Source organism: Nitrosovibrio tenuis (genome assembly GCF_900109785.1).
Taxonomy (GTDB): domain Bacteria; phylum Pseudomonadota; class Gammaproteobacteria; order Burkholderiales; family Nitrosomonadaceae; genus Nitrosospira; species Nitrosospira tenuis_A.
The window spans coordinates 16,513-32,188 of record NZ_FOBH01000004.1 but is presented as its reverse complement, the minus strand read 5'-3'; the positions used below and the strand labels follow the sequence as shown (position 1 = coordinate 32,188).

At 52.1% G+C, this 15,676-nt stretch carries 12 protein-coding genes; 8 read left to right on the top strand and 4 right to left on the bottom strand.

Going from position 1 to position 15,676, the window contains the following annotated elements; translation table 11 throughout:
• Positions 1–7: 7 nt before the first annotated feature.
• On the top strand, positions 8–1,966 hold the full coding sequence (gene dsbD / locus BMX00_RS06770) for a protein-disulfide reductase DsbD (RefSeq protein WP_090828272.1): 1,959 nt from the start codon (positions 8–10) through the stop codon (positions 1,964–1,966).
• 279 nt (positions 1,967–2,245) lie between these two features.
• Complete coding sequence (locus BMX00_RS06765) at positions 2,246–2,797, top strand: TlpA disulfide reductase family protein (protein ID WP_090828271.1); 552 nt, start codon at positions 2,246–2,248, stop codon at positions 2,795–2,797.
• A 30-nt stretch (positions 2,798–2,827) separates the two neighbouring features.
• Here the strand turns inward: BMX00_RS06765 and BMX00_RS06760 are convergent, their stop codons facing one another.
• The 3 genes from BMX00_RS06760 to BMX00_RS06750 all read right to left on the bottom strand — a co-directional run bounded on the left by BMX00_RS06760 (position 2,828) and on the right by BMX00_RS06750 (position 5,467).
• The gene (locus BMX00_RS06760) at positions 2,828–3,337 is read right to left on the bottom strand and encodes a hypothetical protein (protein WP_143053054.1); all 510 of its coding nucleotides are present in this window, start codon (positions 3,335–3,337) and stop codon (positions 2,828–2,830) included.
• Positions 3,338–3,441: 104 nt separating this feature from the next.
• On the bottom strand, positions 3,442–4,173 hold the full coding sequence (locus tag BMX00_RS06755) for a DUF2490 domain-containing protein (protein ID WP_090828269.1): 732 nt from the start codon (positions 4,171–4,173) through the stop codon (positions 3,442–3,444).
• Positions 4,174–4,489: 316 nt separating this feature from the next.
• On the bottom strand, positions 4,490–5,467 hold the full coding sequence (locus BMX00_RS06750) for a sulfite exporter TauE/SafE family protein (protein WP_090828268.1): 978 nt from the start codon (positions 5,465–5,467) through the stop codon (positions 4,490–4,492).
• Positions 5,468–5,583: 116 nt separating this feature from the next.
• On the opposite strand from BMX00_RS06750, the gene BMX00_RS06745 reads away from it, so the two are divergent.
• Positions 5,584–5,961, top strand: coding sequence for a DUF2784 domain-containing protein (locus BMX00_RS06745; RefSeq protein ID WP_245727864.1), 378 nt, complete (start codon positions 5,584–5,586; stop codon positions 5,959–5,961).
• Between the two features lie 757 nt (positions 5,962–6,718).
• Positions 6,719–9,847: a DUF748 domain-containing protein gene (locus BMX00_RS06735; protein WP_090828266.1), complete on the top strand. Its 3,129-nt coding sequence runs from the start codon at positions 6,719–6,721 to the stop codon at positions 9,845–9,847.
• A gap of 110 nt (positions 9,848–9,957) precedes the next feature.
• Here BMX00_RS06735 and BMX00_RS06730 read toward each other — a convergent pair whose 3' ends face one another.
• Positions 9,958–11,667, bottom strand: coding sequence for an OprO/OprP family phosphate-selective porin (locus BMX00_RS06730; protein WP_090828265.1), 1,710 nt, complete (start codon positions 11,665–11,667; stop codon positions 9,958–9,960).
• Between the two features lie 319 nt (positions 11,668–11,986).
• On the opposite strand from BMX00_RS06730, the gene BMX00_RS06725 reads away from it, so the two are divergent.
• The 4 genes from BMX00_RS06725 (at position 11,987) to BMX00_RS06710 (ending at position 14,897) form a co-directional block, all read left to right on the top strand.
• Entirely contained in the window at positions 11,987–12,244 is a 258-nt protein-coding gene (locus BMX00_RS06725) for a DUF2024 family protein (protein WP_090828264.1), read from the top strand.
• 641 nt (positions 12,245–12,885) lie between these two features.
• Positions 12,886–13,677 carry a S1 family peptidase gene (locus BMX00_RS06720; RefSeq protein WP_090828263.1) on the top strand — a complete coding sequence of 264 codons (792 nt, stop codon included), beginning with the start codon at positions 12,886–12,888 and terminating at the stop codon, positions 13,675–13,677.
• A 37-nt stretch (positions 13,678–13,714) separates the two neighbouring features.
• Complete coding sequence (locus tag BMX00_RS06715) at positions 13,715–14,200, top strand: helix-turn-helix domain-containing protein (protein WP_090828262.1); 486 nt, start codon at positions 13,715–13,717, stop codon at positions 14,198–14,200.
• 28 nt (positions 14,201–14,228) lie between these two features.
• Entirely contained in the window at positions 14,229–14,897 is a 669-nt protein-coding gene (locus BMX00_RS06710) for a LuxR C-terminal-related transcriptional regulator (protein WP_090828445.1), read from the top strand.
• Positions 14,898–15,676 lie beyond the last annotated feature (779 nt).

The following is a 15,676-nucleotide window of genomic DNA, read 5'->3' as shown; positions in this document are numbered from 1 at the left end:
TATTTCTATGCGCCTGAGACGTTATTTATTGCTGTTACTTTGCTTCTTCAGTCTCAATATTGCTGCGGAGGAGAAGTCATCTTTCGGTTTTCTTTCGGGATTACAGCAAATTGGTAAAGGCCTTGATCAGAATGAGCAGGAATTGCTGCCTCCGGATCAGGCTTTCAAGCTGACGGTCAGCGTAAAGGACGGGAATACGCTTGTAGCGCAATTTGAACCGGCGAAAAATTATTATCTATATAAAGATAAGGTTGCGTTCAAGCCACAGGCTACCGAAACGTCGATTGAAAGAATCTCATTGCCCCGGGGTGAGCTAAAAGGCGATTTGACTTTTGGTCAGGTCGAGGTTTTTAACCGACCGTTCGAAGCGCTCATCTCCCTGAAACGCGACGCGTCATCGAACGATAAATTGACGCTTATTGCAACCTATCAGGGATGCAACGAGCCAATGGGGGTCTGTTATGCGCCTATTAACAAAGTCATCGAATTAACCCTCCCAGCAGCTAAAGCGGCCGCCGGAGCAATCGCCAGCGCGATTAGCGCCGACGCAATAGCGGCCTCGTCTTTCTCCGTCGCGCAGTCCACCACGAAGGCGGACCCCACCGCGGAATTGTTTCAATCTCCAGCCAAAGCTCCTGCCATCGAGACCGAATCGCTCAAGATCGAGCGAATGTTCGAAACCGGCAATTTTTGGCTGATTCTGACCGGTTTTTTCGGGGTCGGTCTGCTTCTTTCATTTACTCCGTGTGTTTTTCCGATGTTCCCCATTCTTTCAGGGATTATCGCCAACCGGGGTCAACATATTACCAAGAGCCGCGGATTCGCTCTGTCGCTCGCTTACGTCATGGGGATGGCAATCACTTATGCTGCCGCGGGTGTGGCGGCCGGGCTTTCCGGTGCGATGCTGTCAGCCGTATTACAAAACGCATGGGTGCTAACCGGATTCGCGCTGGTCTTTGTAACGCTGGCTTTCTCCATGTTCGGCTTCTATGAGTTGCAATTGCCCGGTTTCCTTCAGAGCAAGCTGTCCGAAGAGGCCGGCCATTTAAAGGGTGGGCATTTGACGAGCGTTTTTGGCATGGGGGCATTATCCGCTTTAATCGTTGGACCTTGTGTGGCCGCCCCTCTGGCTGGAGCATTGCTTTACATCAGCCAGACCCGCGACATAGTGCTGGGTGGCTCAGCCCTATTCGCCATGGCTCTGGGAATGGGCGTCCCCCTGCTGCTGCTGGGTGCCTCCGCGGGAGCGCTTCTTCCGAAAGCAGGCCCCTGGATGGAGTCCATCAAACAATTTTTCGGCGTGTTATTGCTCGGTGTGGCGATATGGCTGATATCGCCCGTAATTCCAGCCGTAGCGCATATGCTGCTATGGGCGGCGTTATTGATCATCTCAGCCATTTATTTGCACGCCGTCGATCCGCTGCGACCCGATGCCTCGGGGTTTAGGAAATTCCTGAAGGGGCTGGGCATGATCTCGCTATTAACTGGTGTTGCCCTGCTGATCGGGGTATTGTCGGGTAGCCGCGATATTCTGCAACCTCTATCCAAACTCAATATTGCGGCCCGCAGCACGGCCGCTACAAACATAAGTGGCGAGCAAACCGGGCATTTGCCTTTTCAAAAAGTGAAATCCGTTGCCGAACTCGATCAGCATATCCTCCAGTCGAAGGACAAATACATCATGGTGGATTTTTCCGCTGACTGGTGTATTTCCTGCAAGGAGATGGAACGTTTCACCTTTACCGACCGAAAGGTCCAATCCCGGTTGAAAGATGTGGTATTGCTGCAGGCCGACGTGACCGCCGGGACGCCCGAGGACGCGGCATTGCTCAAGCGCTTCAAACTGTTTGGTCCGCCTGGCATCCTGTTCCTCGATAAGGAGGGACGGGAAGTTCCAGGAGTGAGGTTGATTGGATATCAGGATGCGGAACGCTTTCTTGCAGTACTCAATGCGGTGCTGATCTAATTTCCTTTCATATAACAATCCAGCGGGTTGTTGCCGCTGGCAGAGCATATAAATGGAGTTGGGCTGGATGTCCATGCTCAACCGGACCACGCGGTTCCAGCTCGACCCCGCACAGGCAACATGAGCGTGGCGCGATGGTCCGCTGGATGGATTTCGGTGACTCTTGCAGCCGAGTGACGGCTTTCCGCAGCATGTGTATTCTAAGGCAACTGCAGCCCGCGGTATCTGTATCTGTAAGGGTCGAGGACCGGTTTCGAAAATTAATCTTTGGGATATGGCATGACGAAATTACAACAGATGCTGTTGTATATGGGTGTTGCATTACTTGCGGTAACAGCAGGCTTTTTATTACGCGGGCAGCTAATGAGCAGCGGTTCGCATGCTGAAGCGCCGGCGGATGGGTCAAACAGAGGAGCCGAGACAATTCTTGCAGCCAGCCTGCCGGACCTGCAAGACAACAATCAATCCCTGTCGCAATGGCTTGGCAAAGTGATGGTGGTCAATTTCTGGGCAAGCTGGTGCGAGCCCTGCAGAAAGGAAATTCCCGAGTTCATCGAACTTCAGAAAAAATTCGGCGATAGCGGACTGGTCTTTGTTGGAATTGCCGTCGATCAGAAGGAAAGAGCAGCAGCCTTCAGTAAAGAGATTGGTATCAATTATCCCGTGCTGGTCGGTGACATGAAAGCAATGGCGCTGGCGGAAGCAGCGGGAAACCGCCAAGGCGCGCTGCCTTTTACGGTCATTATTGACCGCAGCGGCAAAATCACCGCCACGAAATTGGGCAGCCTGAGTCGGAGCAAGCTTGAGTCCATGGTAAAGCCTCTCTTGTAGAGGTGAGCCAGCGAAGCGAGCGACCCGGCGCTACCTCGTTTTATACCCACGTGCCTTCACGATCTTCCATGAATACTCCAAGGTGTTGTCCGACGGGATTGGCATCGACAGTGCGCCTTTGGTAAGCGGCTGAACAGCGAGGGCGATACCATACTCGGTCCCGTCCGCCGATGCAGCGGCAACGTTGCCTTTCGTCATGGGAGTAATAAGAACTATAACCTGCGTAATGGCATAACCACTGTTGCCGTTATACAAACTTCCGCTGAAAATTCCCCAGCCAAAACCGGCGTGAATTTCGAGCTTATCCAGCGCATCGGGCGGCAGATCCGCGTCATTTACTCTGTCCCCCGCGGATTGCTCACGGCAGGCGCGCGTGGCTTCCTCGGCAGCGCGATTGCTTGTTACTCCCTTCATCGAATCCCGAATGCATCGCTCGTAGGTTTGGGGATTAGACAAGTTCCTGGCGCTTGCCTCAAGCGGGATCAGGAACACTAGCGGAGCTGACATAGCCAGGGACAGTGTTATTGCTGCGCTTTTCATGTCCGTTTACACCGCGAAGCGGCGGCGATATCATGCGGTTCAGGAAAATAAAGGATGCCGGAATAGCCGGGAATCACCCCCATTGCTGGGGGTGGAAATCAGAATTAAAAGTTCGCCAGGACATTGATCGATAAAATATGATCCATCAGGTTTGGACCTCTCCGCCAAATATAATGGTTCATATAGCCGATTTCAGCTGTAATCTCTTTAGTGACCGCATAGCCAATTCCCGTAAAGAACCGGTTGTTATCAATCCCTCTGCGGGGTATCCAATCGCCTGTATTAAGAATGACAAAAACCTCATCCTGAACCACATAGCTGAAGCCTGGCGCGAAAGAGAGCGGTATCGATAATTTCATCAATTGTCGATAACGCATGCCGACATCGTTACCGAGCTGAGGGGCCATGCGTTCCTCCAGCCGGCTGCGAGCCTGGACTGTTCCAAAGGAGAATTTGTCTCTCCACAATACCTGTTGCCAAACCCGCTGTTCGTCGAATGGTACTCTGACGAAAGGCTGTTGGGTGGGAGCCCAGGCATAACCCGCCCAGATGCTGGTTGTGGGTGTAAGCTGATAGCCTATACCGGGACGTAGCAAGGCTTGGGAAAAATGCGATGCATTATCACCAAAACGTCCCTGGCCTTCCGCCCACCATTTCCATTTCTTCAAGTTTGGGTTATCCGGGTTAAGAAAACCCCAGTTCCCCGTAGCTGTAATATTACCCCAGACCTGGAAATCCGATAGATCGTCATTGGCCTGTTGAGCGGCAACTGGACCTGAAAGCGCCAGACTGGACAGCACCGCGGCGGCAAAAATAGCTTTGATAGTTTTTTGCACTTTTTTCTCCCTATATCGAAAATCCAGAAATAAACTAAAACTTGAGAACAGGAATTCAGTTCCTGTCCGTCAAACGCCATACTCAAGTAGTACAATTAATTCGTTTAAGATGACCATCAAAGCCACAAAGCCTGCATGCTAGCGATAATTGACATCACTCTCATTACGGGCTTTTTGGTTGCGGAAAAATTAACATAACACATGTGAAGAAATTATTATGTAAATGTAAGGAATTTGTAAAGCTGTGCATCTGTTTTCAAGCAGGCTGCAATAGAAAACCTCAGGATGGAACGCGCTTCTCTCGGCCTGAAGTGCTTCAGAAAGAAAGTGACCGGTACAGATTGTAGAGGCTAATGATAACGATCAGTGTACCCACCAGTATCAGCAATGTCCGGGCGTGAAGCTTCTTGCACAGCACGGCGGCGAACGGCGCGGCAAACAGACCTCCAAACACCAGACCCACGATTATGGTCCACGTATTGGTTTCCATCAGCAGTGTAAAAACCGTTGCGCCCGCTAATGTGAGAAAGAACTCTGCAAAATTGACAGATCCGATAGTAGTACGGGGATCGTTACCCGAACTGACCAGCGTCGACGTCACCACAGGTCCCCAGCCGCCGCCGCCTGCCGCGTCGACGAACCCACCAAATAACGCGAGCTTTCCCACATGCCTTGGGGCATTATTGCGCAGGCGCAGGGGACGGAACGCTTTGCTGAGGATATAAATCCCGAGCAGTAACAAGTAAGTGGATATATAGGGTTTGAATATGGCGCCGTCGATGCGCGTCACCAGTATCGCACCCAATATTCCGCCGAGAATGCCCGGTACCAGCAAGCGTACAAACAATTCTTTGTTGACATTGCCGAATTTGGCGTGGGAAATACCCGAAACCCCGGTAGTGAAAATCTCCGCAATATGGACGCTCGCGCTCGCTGCTCCTGGGCTGGCCCCCGTTGCCAACAGGAATGTTGTCGCAGTGACGCCATAAGCCATGCCTAGGGCCCCATCCACCACTTGAGCGAAAAACCCGACCATTACAGCGCTCCAGAAAGCGCTTCCGCTGACTGTCTCGCCGATGATTTGCCAGCCGCCCAACCAGTTGTTCGAAACGAAAAAACGTCCCGTCAAAAACAAAACCAGCGCAATCATCACCAGAGCGATAAACCACATGGCTGCGTGAAGAAGCGGATGGGTCCCGGGATGCGTAATCGGCTCTTCAACCGGGGGAAGCCCCAATTGCTGATGCTCATCATTTATGGGATTGCGCGTCAGATCCAGGTTGCGAATCTTCATAAGCTTGCTGCCACCTCTTCTGTTTGGGGACACTATACCGATAGGTGCACCCATTCAGAAATAACCTAATAGAATATGTTTATTCTTTTGCTTTTTCCAAAGTCGTTCGCTTAGCCGTGCCGCTGGCCGATTTCATACTTGTCGTTCATTTCCTGTTTGCGCTGTTCGTCGTGGGCGGCCTTCCCGTGATCTGGATCGGCACCTGGATGGGTTTCGGTTTCGTTCGAAATCCCCGGTTCCGGCTTGCACATTTGGTTGCCATCCTGTTTGTCGCTGGCGAATCCCTTATTGGCATGGTCTGCCCGCTGACAACACTGGAAGATGCGCTGCGCGGAGCCGAAACCTCCAATAGTTTCGTTCAGCGCTGGTTACATCGCATCCTCTACTATGATTTTCCAGAATGGGCATTGACTGCAGCCTATGTACTGTTTGCGCTCCTGGTTGCTTTGACGTATGTGTTGCTTCCGCCATTACATAGAAAGTCTCGTCGCTGATCGCAGAAGTCTTCGGCTAAATCGCAATAAATCGTAGTGTTTGCCGAAAGTAAAATCGAATGGGTTCAGGCGCGACGAGGGTTATAGCCAAGCCCTGCGCTGCCAAGGGCTGACCGAAGGGTGCCCGAGGCGTTGTCCCAAGAGTTTTGCGAAGCGGCGATTGGGCCGCGTCGGATGCCCTGACCGCGTACGACCGGTGCTCGCATTCCGCTGCGGGATCGATTCTTCCTGCCGAAAGCACTGCTCCCCCTGCGCGGTCGCGTCCGATGTACCACAACCTGAGACGGGCTTGCGAGCATCTTTCGCATGTTCCCGACGCCCAAAGCCCCGTAGCGTCCAGGTGGAACGGTGGGACTTATTCAAAGTTTTATTAGGATTGACCCATCCCCTCGCCTGAGCGTAAAGTTGTGGCATAAAAGATAGGGAACAGGTCCTTTGTAGGCGCGACGACAGCTTCGGATGGGAGGGGGAAAGGCGACGAAGCGAATGATTGATCCCTTCGCCAGGTGCCTGACAACGCAGGCCGTCGGCAAAGCCCCACCTCATTCGGATTGGAAAATGGTTGGGCAAAATCGGGCGTTCACTGCCTTCTTGCACTCCTTGGCATAGTAGACCTGGCTACGGGCCGCCTGCGTCGTGCGCATTGTGAGTGTTACGATTTTGCCGCGCCGCGTCCTGCGGATGACTTGTTCAGAGATTCTTACACTCCATTCATGATTGCTATTGGCAACAACCTCTTCAGGAATACCGAGCAACTATGTCTCCGGCATCAATTTTTCATCGAATCGCTGCGCAAAAACGCCGTTTAGGCATCGGCCTCGGAATTTTAGCCGCCGCGATCGCTCTTTTTGGCTTGCTGGGTTACTTCTGGCTGCCGGGTTACGCCAAGACCAAGCTCGAAAGTACACTTTCGGAAGCCCTGCAGCGGCCTGTAACGGTGCAATCGGTCGAAATTCAGCCTTTTACATTGGAATTGACTGTGCGCGGTTTTCGAGTGGGCGAAAAAACATCAGATACGGATGCGGGTGAAGCACTATTGTCCATCGATGAACTGTATACCAATTTGAGTATTGCTTCTGTTTCACGTCGTGCGCCGGTGATCAGCTCGGTATCGGTGAGAGGACCCGCCGTGCGGTTGGTACGCGAGGGCGAGAACCGTTTCAACATTACCGATTTGGTTGAAGATTTCATGAAGCGGCCCGCCGGAGGGAAGACCATGTTCGCTGTCAGCAACATTCTCGTCGAAGACGGCCGTTTCATATTTATAGATCGGGTCAAGAAAAGCCAACAGGAAATCTCCGGAATCCGCCTCGGGGTGCCCTTTATCGCAAACTTTGAAAGTGATGAGCAAAGCTGGGTTGAACCGCATTTCAGCGCCAAGGTAAACGGGGCTCCGCTCACTCTCGAAGGCAAGCTCCGCCCTTTCACGAGGAATCGGGAAGCAACACTTGAGCTCAAGCTCAATGATGTCGACCTGACCCGCGTCGATGAGTATTCCCCCATCCCGGTTGGAATCAGCCTTCATTCAGGCTATTTGGATAGCAATTTGTTGCTGACATTTACCCAAGTTGACGGTGAAGCGCCAAAAATGGTTTTAACGGGCGTTGCTGCGTTGCGGAAGCTGCGGATCGAGAATCATGCGGTGGAAATGCCCTACACCGCGAAGCTCGATAAGCTGGATGTCAGCTCGATTGAGGTCAATCTGAATGGCTCGAAGCCATCCCATGTAAGGCTGGGCATGGCTGAAGCTGCGATTGCGCGCGAGGGTGATACACAACCTGTACTTTCCTTGCCGTCGCTGAGTGTTAGTCAGGTCGCGATCGACCTCACGCGGAAGACTGTTGTCCTCGGCGATGTAATACTGGATCGGATGAATGCGTCGGTGCGCCGGGAGAGCGATGGTCGACTTGATCTCGTGAAATTGTTTTCGCAAGTACCGAATCCAAAACAGGCGCCTGAGACCGCCCCTGCCAAAACGCAAGCAACTAAGCCCTGGGCAGTAAGGCTTGGCAGTTTCAAGCTGACGGGTGCGGCGCTTCGCTTCGAAGATGTTTCGCTGGCAAATGTAGCGCCGATGGTCATCCAGCCGCTGGACCTGACTGTCGACCATATCGATTTCAGCGGCGCGTCTCCACTGAAGCTGACGCTTAACGCGGCGGTAAACCAACACGGGAGTCTGGAAACGAGCGGTACCCTCGCCTGGGCACCGTTGGCGGCCGCATTCGATGTGGATGCCAAGGATATCGACCTTGTCTCCCTGCAGGGTTGGGCTGGAGACCGGATGAACGCGCTGATTACGCGTGGTGCCGCCTCCTTTCGAGGCAAAGTCAAGGCGGAGGGGTCGCCCATAAAAATAGTTTTGAACGGTGACAGCAAATTCTCCAACTTTAGCGTGCTTGACAAGTTGGCGACCACGGATCTCCTGCGCTGGCGAAGCCTTGATCTGAGCGGTATCGAGTTTGTGAATGAACCGCTGAGGGTGAACATAAATTCGGTGGCCATTGCGGATTTTTTTGCTTACGTGATTCTGTCTCCCCAAGGAGAACTCAACCTTAAGCATATCATCCGCCAGGAGGCTGATAAGGCTTCGCCTGGAAAACCGGCCTCTGCTCCGCAGGAAACGGTGAAAACGGTGGAACGCGCTCCTTCCGGGCCCAGGCAGACTGCCATAAGCACTCCGTCACCGCCAGATCGCCAGCCTGTTCCTGTTCGGATCGGCCGGATTTTGCTGCAAGGCGGAAACGTCAATTTCCACGATCAATTCATCAAACCCAACTATCGGGCCAATTTGACAGGCCTTGGCGGACGCATAGGCCCTCTGGATCCTGAAAAGCCAGGCGAAATCGATGTTCATGGCACTGTTGATAAAACCGCCCCGCTGAAAATTTCCGGGAAGGTCAACACATTCGGGAAAGAACTCTACCTTGACCTCACGGCGACCGCGAAAGGCATCGATATGCCGGCTTTCAGCCCTTACTCGGGTAAATACGTTGGTTATGCTATTGAGAAAGGCAAGCTATCGGTCGATATTCACTATCACATTGAGAAAGGTGAGTTGACGGCGGAAAATAATGTATTTCTCGATCAACTGACCTTCGGCGAGAAAATCGAAAGCCCGGATGCACTCGCGATTCCGGTAACGCTCGCAGTAGCGCTGCTAAAAAACAGGCGTGGCGAAATCGATGTTCATTTACCAATAAGCGGTTCGATCAATGACCCGGAATTCAGCATCGGCGCGGTCATTGTCAAGGTCATCGTTAACCTGCTCACGAAAGCTGTGACCGCGCCTTTCTCGCTGCTGGGATCGCTTTTTGCGGGCGGTGAGGAATTATCGGAGATCAGCTTTTCTCCCGGACACGCAGAAGTTACGCCCGAAGCTGAAAAGCGGCTTCAGGCGTTGTCCAAGGCACTCACAGACCGGCCTGCACTCAAGCTCGAGATCATGGGCGAAGCGGATCCCATGCACGACCCGGACGCGTTGAAACGCGCCATACTCGAGCGCAAAGTTAAAGCCCAGAAACTATTGGAGAATGTGAAGAAAGGAGAAACGAGCGGCTTGCTGGATGATATCGAGTTGACGCCGGAGGAACACGCCAAATATCTGGCCCTTGCTTATAAGGAAGAAAAATTCGCGAAGCCTAAAAACGTTATAGGGCTGACAAAAAGCCTGCCGGCGCCGGAAATGGAACAGTTGCTGCTTGCCAATATCAATGCCGGCGATAGCGAAATGCGCGAGCTTGCTGAAGTCCGGGCTGAGAATGCGCGTGATTGGCTGATCGAAAAAGGTGGTATTCCGGGCGATCGCATCTTCATGCTTGAGCCGAAGGTCCAAGCCGAAGCGGATAGCAAAAAGTCAGCCAGCAGAGTGGAGTTTTCGCTTAGATGAAACGCTTCTAGGCTTCCAACTTATCGGTTTTCGGATTACGGAGGACCCTGAACAAGCCCTTCGCTGCGCTCGCGTCGGACTTATTCAAAGGTTTTTGGAAAAGATGCTTGTTAAAAATCCACCTGAACCTGTGTCAGGAAAGAGCTTAAACGGGCGTCATTAAAGCCAGCAGTACGAGGAATGGTAGATCCGCTCGTATCCACGTTTAAAACATGGATAATGTTATTCTGTATTTTTACATTCGGATGGGGATACCAGTTCAAGGCAAACCTGACCATATCCATCTGCCCCCCTCTGATGACCCCGCTATTTAGGTTGAGGTAATCATAGCCCGCGGCAACCTCCCATGCCCCCCAGCCTGGACCGTTCCATTGAAATCTCTGCTTGGGTTTTATACGGTTCGCTGCGCCATTTCTGACATGATAAGTTTTGGATTCACCGGTCAGGAAATAACTGGCAAAACCATAATAGCCCGTGAAATGCTCGTTGTCATAACCTATCCCATTTATGTTCGTGCGCAAATATTCCGCTTGAAGAGATAACGGGCCGTGAACCAGCCAACCCTCCGCGCCATAGCGGTCGTAGCTCGTTATCTGCCGTGAACCCGGCGCCCCCTTGTTTCCCACACTCAGGTTGCCGGTATTCAGCACATTGGTACGATCTACGTTGGTTCCGGGGAATGCAAAGAATGCCATTCCGCCTCCCCCTCCGCCTTGTGCGGAGGGCGTAGTCGCAATCGTGCCATTGGCAGCGTATTGCGTGTTGACGGCAGTGTGGCCGGCCGAGATGCCTATATGCACGAATTTGGTTTCATCCTCCATCCACGGTCTTCCCGATATCCGCCCGATGCCTTCCCAGCCCGTATCGCCGGAGCCATTGTTTCGGGGATTATTTCCGGCGGCATTGACCGAAGTGGAAGCCGCGGACCACGGTCCTACAGGTTCGGTTTGAAAAGCGACCCCAAATTGAAACCGCGGCTCCGCGTAGTTGGCGCCTATGCCCGTCTTGTAGGTATTGGGGTTGTCCACGAATGAATTGACCGCCAGGTGCCGTTCAATAAATGTGAGGAAACGGTTGCTGGCGGCTTCCTCGAGACTGAAGGGTTCCTTGAATGAACCGACTTTTACCGAGAACGGCTTGGTTACGTTTAGCCGTATAAAAGCGTCGGTAACCCCAGCTGCGAGTGAGCCATTACCGCGCGTGAAATCATGCTCATATTTGTAGTCCCAGATTTTAAAAAAAGTACCTTCAAAACCAAGACGAGCACGGCGGATTGTCGCGCCGCTGTTCAATTCATTAGGCAAGTTGCTGCCGGTGGCAGGCTGGACTTCGTTTATAAAATTGTATTGCGAACCGGCCTGCATTCGTCCATTCATCGCAAACGTAAAATTGCCATCCTTGCTCGCAAAGTGTGGACCGCCATCATGAAATTCGACATGGACTTTTTCAGCTTCCTTGACACGTTCTTCGAGCGACCCAATCTCGCTGACAAGGCGAGCCTCCCTCATTTTAGCTTTAAGCTCAAGGTCTTTGCGCATGGCGGCCAACTCAGCCGCACTGGCGTTAGCCCCTGCCATTTCCGCCGTATTCTCCGGCTCCCTATCTGCAGGAGTATTAATCGTCTTGCCGGAGGACGCCTTGGCTGCTTTTGCCGGAGTGTCTTCTCGAACGAAAGAACCCATATGGACGCGGCCAGGCCCCGGTTTTGCATAAATCTGCTCAGTTTTGGTGTCCACATAAAGGTCAATGGCAAAGGCCGCGCATGATACGCTTGAGCCTAACATGGCACCGATCGCTAAAGATGCTTTGGATAACTTCATTAACTCCCCTCCCTCTTGGGTTTTTTGTTTAAAACCGAAGGGAGGATAGTTCAGGGATGTGGCCGTTTTATTGCAGTTTTGTCACAGTTTTGTGACAGATATAGTGAAGGTGGACTACGAGAAGAGTAAAATAGCAGGGGGACAGGCTCGTTCGATCCTCTACAAGAGTGGATGAGCACGAAGTATTTGCTGGATACGTCTCGCATTCCACTTTTTCCGCGGCCGTGATAGTCTATGGTTTGAGTTGGCGTTTGAGTCGGCTTACTACAAGGCGATTGCCTCGGCTCCCCTAACACCTGTAAACGTAAGGAGAAGCAATATGGAAATTCACGTGTATGACACTTATGTCAAAGCTAAAGATGGCCACACGATGCACTTTGATGTATTTACCGCAGTGAAAGACAACCAGAAAGCGGTCGAATATGCGAAGCAATGGTTGACCTCGATCGGCGAAGGGGACGCAACAGTCACCAGCAGAGAATGCAGTTTTTGCCACAGTCAAGGCGCTCCGGCTAATGTCGCCGACGCGATTAACAAGGATGGGTATTATATTTACAAGATGGAGGGTTGCCGATAATCCTGCCCGGCTTCTGATGCCGGCTCGCTCAAGATAAACCGCTGAGTGCCGTTAGAGGTGAGCCATTGCCGCAAAAGCGCCCGGATCCCCTTCTCAATCTCCGCGGGAGGCTCTTTGGCATCTTCCTAACGAGGGCGCACTTACTGCTTTCTACCAGAGACTGGTGCTCCTGATAGCGGCAGCATGAACCGACAGCCCTGGTTGTGACTGGTTGCTGCTGAGCCCAACGAGGCATTCCGCACGAGGATTTGCTTAGGTTTCTGGAGTGGAAGCTTTTCGGAAACGCCCCAGAAGCTGACAATTGGCATTGGGGATCTCTTAACAAGTCCTCTGCGGAGCGCGTTGCTGGTAAAATCGGGATGAGCCCCAGGTGCACGACGCGGCACCAGGCGCGCGACGAAGGTCGTAGCTCCGCCTATGATGCGAGGCATGCGATGCATGGAGAGCTACAAGCGGCGCCAAAGCATTGCCAGAGGATCCCGCAAAGCGGGGACCGGGCAGCTTAATGTGCCGCGACCGCAGGTGTGGGCGATCCCGTCCCGTTGCGGGATGGTACGCGAGTTGTCCCTCCCGCGCGTTCGTCTCGTCCACAGAGTCGCTGTCGCGTCCGCGTGGGGCTTATTCGAGGTTCCTTTGAGACGATGAATATCTGGCGCACCTTATCGATTGTTCTGCCAGGCTATGCCAAAAGCTTAGCCATTCTCCCGCTCGTGTTTGCTTCCCCGCTTTGGGGAAAAGAGCTTGTCAAAACAATCGAACAGATTAAACCGTCGATAGTAGGGGTGGGAACCGTCCAGAGAACCCGTTCGCCGCAGGTTAATTTTCTAGGTACGGGATTCGTGCTGGACGATGGGTTTCATGTCGTTACCAATGCTCATGTTGTTCCAGAGGTATTGGATATTGCCAATAAAGAATCCTACATCGTTATCACCGGAAAGGGTAACGAACCGGAGCTTCGCGCCGCATCAATTGCTGCTATCGATAAAGAGCATGATCTGGTGCTGCTGAAGATCAGCGGTACAGCATTGCCCGCGATGGAATTGGGGGACGCAAGGAGTGTTCGCGAAGGACAGGCTTTGATTTTTACGGGTTTTCCCATTGGCATGATTCTAGGATTTTATCCCGTCACGCATCGAGCCATGGTTTCCGCAATTACCCCGATCATCTTGCCTGCGCGCAACTCGAGGCAACTTAATGCAAAAATGATCGGCCAATTGCAAAAGCCTCGCTATGCCGTATTTCAGCTCGATGGTACTGCCTACCCGGGCAACAGCGGCAGCCCCCTTTATGATCCTGAAACCGGGCTGGTATACGGTGTGATCAATATGGTCTTTGTAAAAGGCACAAAAGAGTCCGCGCTCAGCAATCCTAGTGGCATAACCTATGCTATTCCCGGAACGTACATCCAGGATCTGTTGGGGCGCAGGAAATGAAAAATTGGCTGACATAAGTTACTGGAAGGAGGAAAGAATGCAAACAGTTACGGTGGCGATAGCCGACACGAACCCTGGGCGGCGCACCAAGTTAGAACAGTGCCTGAGAAACGGACAAGGCATTGAGGTGCTTACAAACGTTATGGTAAATGGAAATCACATGACGTTGAGCCACCAATCCGAGCTTCACGCGAGCGTTGCAGCGGTCGAAGATATCATTGCCAGGATCAGCCGTTTTAAACCCCGCATTCTTTTTATCCACCTTGATCCATCCGACGATGCGAACTTTACTTTGCTTGACGCTCTTCGCCATCGATGTCCTGAAACCTTTGTAGTGTTATTGACTGATAAATCGATTCCGGAGGAGCACATACTCGAGGCTCTGGCTAATGGAGCGCGTGGCTACTTGAGCCATGAGGCGGATCCATTTTATTTTTTGAAGGCTGTCCGCGTTGTTGATAGCGGGGAAATTTGGGCGACCCGCAAAATGCTCGGCAAAATAATGGACAGGGTTTTGCACTGATGTCATGGTTTTCAGGGGAGAGATATTCTTGATCTTGCTGGCTAGTTCATCGCAGGATGATCTGTACCGTTGGGAGCGTGGGGTCCACAGCCTCGCGACGGTATTTTGCTCGACCAATCTCGACTCCGTCAGGGATGAGTTGGTCCGCGGAAAACCGCAAATTCTTCTGCTTGATCACGATTTGCCGAAATTGGATGGACCGGATGGAATTGCGGGCCTCATGAAATTGAATCCGGAAACGAAATTTATCGTCTTGAGCCACTCTATCTCCGATGAGATAGAATGGGCATTGTTCAGAACGGGTGTGAGGGGTTGCTGTAGAAGTACTATCGAGCCCGAGCAACTCAAGGCTGTGGTAGAAGCTGTCCAGCACGGGGAGTTGTGGATTCGACGATCGCTTAGCTGGCGCCTCCTAAACGAACTCGTCATAATGACGCAGGAAAAGAACCGGATCAAGCGAGCGGTTGGCGAGTTACTTGCAAATCTGACCCGACGCGAATACGAGATCGCTACATTAGTCGGAAATGGCGAATCCAATAAACAAATTGCCCGCCGGCTAGCTATTACAGAACGTACGGTCAAGGCCCATTTGACTGAAGTCTTCCGGAAACTGGACGTTGCAGACCGGCTCAAGCTGGCGTTGATCGTAAAGGGCTCAGTGTCAACAAACGATGCGACACAAACAGGACATTCATAATCCGAAGAATTCGGCCTTCATCCCAAATACCTGAAGCAATCTGAGCCGAAACCACGCGTTCAGTTGAATGGTAAACTCCCTAACGGATGATATTGCGAACGTGAAAGCATAGCTGGGTTCGGCGTTCGCCATACCAAGACCGAAGCTCCTGATTTGTGGTTTTCGGCAGGATGCGGCGGTTTGCGAATACTGATGACAGTAATTTTAGTTCTATCCCAAACCCGTGCGCATTAGAGCCTATGGCATAGGCGGATGTTATGGCACGCTTTGACATCGTTATCGCCATAGCCGCCGATCTCCATTAATGGTCATTCCAACGTGATCTAATCTCTAACCTTATCAACTGTACCAGCCATCGGCAATTTAGTGCCCCATACAGGACCCTCGGTCCTCACGTACCAAAGTCCAATTGTTCTCGCTGGCGAAGTTGATATGATGCAGACATCAGATGGAAAAAGCTATATTGAACAGACTTGACGTTGCATAAAGACACGCTGCATTGTCCCTATCAAAGAGGGGCTTACCCATAATTTAAATGATAGCTATCGATAAATTTGATGAGCGGGTTGGCCAGGCCGTGAACAGTTAGCGGGTCAATCCCCCCGTCCACTAGGGTGTCATCCGACCTGCTAATAATTACGACAACCATTTATGCCTCGGGGTGGGATATATAGCTGGCCACGGTCATGGGGTGGGTTTTTGACAGAAAAAAGTGCATGAGTTCAGGAAAGATTGGAGCAGGATCGCTATGTAGATCCTGTGCATGGGCTGATACCGAG